Raw genomic sequence first — 2,018 nt, forward strand, 5'->3', positions numbered from 1 at the left:
TCCGAGCTGCACCTCGCCCATCCGCTGACCGGCGAAAAACTGATCCTGAAAGCCCCCCTGCCGCAAGAATTGGCGCAATTTGTTTTAATGCTGGAAAATCAGGAAAAGGCCGTCTGAAAGGAAACTCCATGAAACCCAAACTCATTATTTTCGACTGGGACGGCACGCTTGCCGACACCACCAACCCCATCATCCACACCTTTCAGCAAAGCTTTGCCGATTGCGGCCTGCCCGTTCCCGAAGCCGACCAAATCCGTCCGCTCATCGGATACAGCCTCTCCGGCATCATCCGCCGCCTTGCCCACAACGTCAGCGAACACGTTCAGGAAACCCTGATTGAGACCTATGCCGCGCACTACCTCAATCCCAACAACCGCAACATGACCCTGTTCCCCGAAGCCCTGCCCTGCCTGCAACGCTTGAAGCAACAAGGCTATTGGCTTGCCGTAGCGACCGGCAAAGGGCGGAGCGGCTTAGACAAAGCCATCGCACAAACCGACACCCAAGCCTTTTGGCTGGAAACCGCCTGCGCCGGCGAATATCCGTCCAAACCCGCTCCCGATATGGTACTCGCCCTCTGCGACCGACTGGGTGTTGAGCCGGAAGAGGCCGTCGTCATCGGCGACACCACCCACGACCTAGAAATGGCCGCCAACGCCAAAATCCGCGCCATCGCAGTTACCACCGGCGCACACACTTCCAAACAGCTTTCCTCCATGCCCCATGTCGCCATGCTCAACAGCTTGGCCGAATTGCCTGATGTATTGGAAACCTTATAAAAGGCTATACAACATCTATATGAAAGGCCGTCTGGAACCTATTTTCAGACGGCCTTTAATTTGTTTTATCGATCCGAGCGCACCCTGACAAATGTTGCAAATTTCGGCGTTCCTTTTTGCGTAAAACCACGATAACGGTAAGTAATCAGCGCACCGATTTTCGGCGGATGGTCGCGGTCTTTATCCTTAAAACCGCTGCCGATATGAAACTCTCCATATTGGTTTTTGCATCCTACTGCACCCAAACGCCCGACATTGCGCCCTTTGCCCTCATAATGACGCGTTACCGTACATTCATCATCATATTCACTTTTCAGCTTCAACAGCTGCCCATTTCTACCTCTTGCATAACGGGCTTCAGGCTGACGCAGCATCACCCCTTCCCCACCCAGCGCTTCAACTTGTTTCAAAAAATCCAAAGCATGCTGTTTGTCGCGCACCTTAACTTGCGGAATAACCGTAAACCGTGCCGACGGGTGTGATTTCAGCCATTTCGAAGCCGTTTCCAGCCGCTGATACAGATTGCCCTGCGCCTGCGGCACATCAAAAACATGCAAACGAATGCCGTCCCAATTTCCCGAGGCAGAACGCACCGTCGCGGAAATTTGCTCAAACCGCCCTCGTCCGCTGTACAACTCGCCATCCATCGGAAACGGAGGAAAACCTGCTGTAAAACCTTTGGGAGGTGTAAACGCATAGCCCTGACGACTGACTAGCTGCCTGCCGTCCCAATACGCGCGTACGCCATCCAACTTTTCACTCATGGCCCAACCGGCAATATCTTGATTTTTATATTCCTGCGCCAACAACAAATCTGCACCAAACGCCGCAGAGATGAAAGAAGCCGCAAAAATCGGTATCATGGTTCGCATTACATTATTCATATTCATAAGACACTTTTCCATACTTGCTTTTGTTATTATATATGCATAATAACAAAAGGCCGTCTGAAACGTAAACAACATTAAATAAGCATTTTCCAGGAACACCCATGGCACTCCAATTTGAAATCAACGCCGTTACCCCCTTCCGTCAAAACTGCACACTGATTTGGGATGACGAAACAAAAGAAGCCGTTTTGACCGATGTCGGCGGTGACGTCCCTTATTTATTGCAACAAGTCCAAAACAAAGGCCTCAAGCTGACCGCCATTTGGCTGACCCACGGCCATCTTGACCACGCAGGCGGCGTGGTTGAACTTTTGAAAACCTGCGACGTACCCGTTCTCGGCCCGCACAA

General features: G+C 51.7%; 3 protein-coding genes and 1 pseudogene. 3 read left to right on the top strand and 1 reads right to left on the bottom strand.

Annotation, left to right across the window (positions count from 1 at the left end):
- Together ACTHS3_RS11995 and ACTHS3_RS12000 are read left to right on the top strand one after the other, a co-directional pair.
- A pseudogene (locus ACTHS3_RS11995) lies at positions 1-117 on the top strand (RNA pseudouridine synthase); the annotation flags it as partial.
- Between the two features lie 11 nt (positions 118-128).
- A complete protein-coding gene (locus ACTHS3_RS12000; RefSeq protein ID WP_070606240.1) occupies positions 129-779 on the top strand; it encodes an HAD-IA family hydrolase in 651 nt (216 codons plus the stop codon).
- A gap of 65 nt (positions 780-844) precedes the next feature.
- On the opposite strand, the gene ACTHS3_RS12005 is transcribed toward ACTHS3_RS12000, so the two are convergent.
- A complete protein-coding gene (locus ACTHS3_RS12005) occupies positions 845-1,651 on the bottom strand; it encodes a DNA ligase (protein WP_070606665.1) in 807 nt (268 codons plus the stop codon).
- A gap of 119 nt (positions 1,652-1,770) precedes the next feature.
- Between ACTHS3_RS12005 and ACTHS3_RS12010 the strand changes: the two genes are divergently transcribed.
- Positions 1,771-2,018, top strand: a 248-nt coding sequence (locus ACTHS3_RS12010; RefSeq protein ID WP_440368038.1) for an MBL fold metallo-hydrolase, incomplete at its 3' end; no start/stop codon positions are given.

The sequence above is a fragment of the Neisseria sp. P0009.S007 genome (assembly GCF_051962515.1).

What these genes read in the sequence shown, in the direction of transcription:
- ACTHS3_RS12000 (WP_070606240.1), top strand. Translation starts at nt 129, where the DNA reads ATGAAACCCAAACTCATTATTTTCGACTGGGACGGCACGCTTGCCGAC.
- ACTHS3_RS12005 (WP_070606665.1), bottom strand. Translation starts at nt 1,651, where the DNA reads ATGCGAACCATGATACCGATTTTTGCGGCTTCTTTCATCTCTGCGGCG.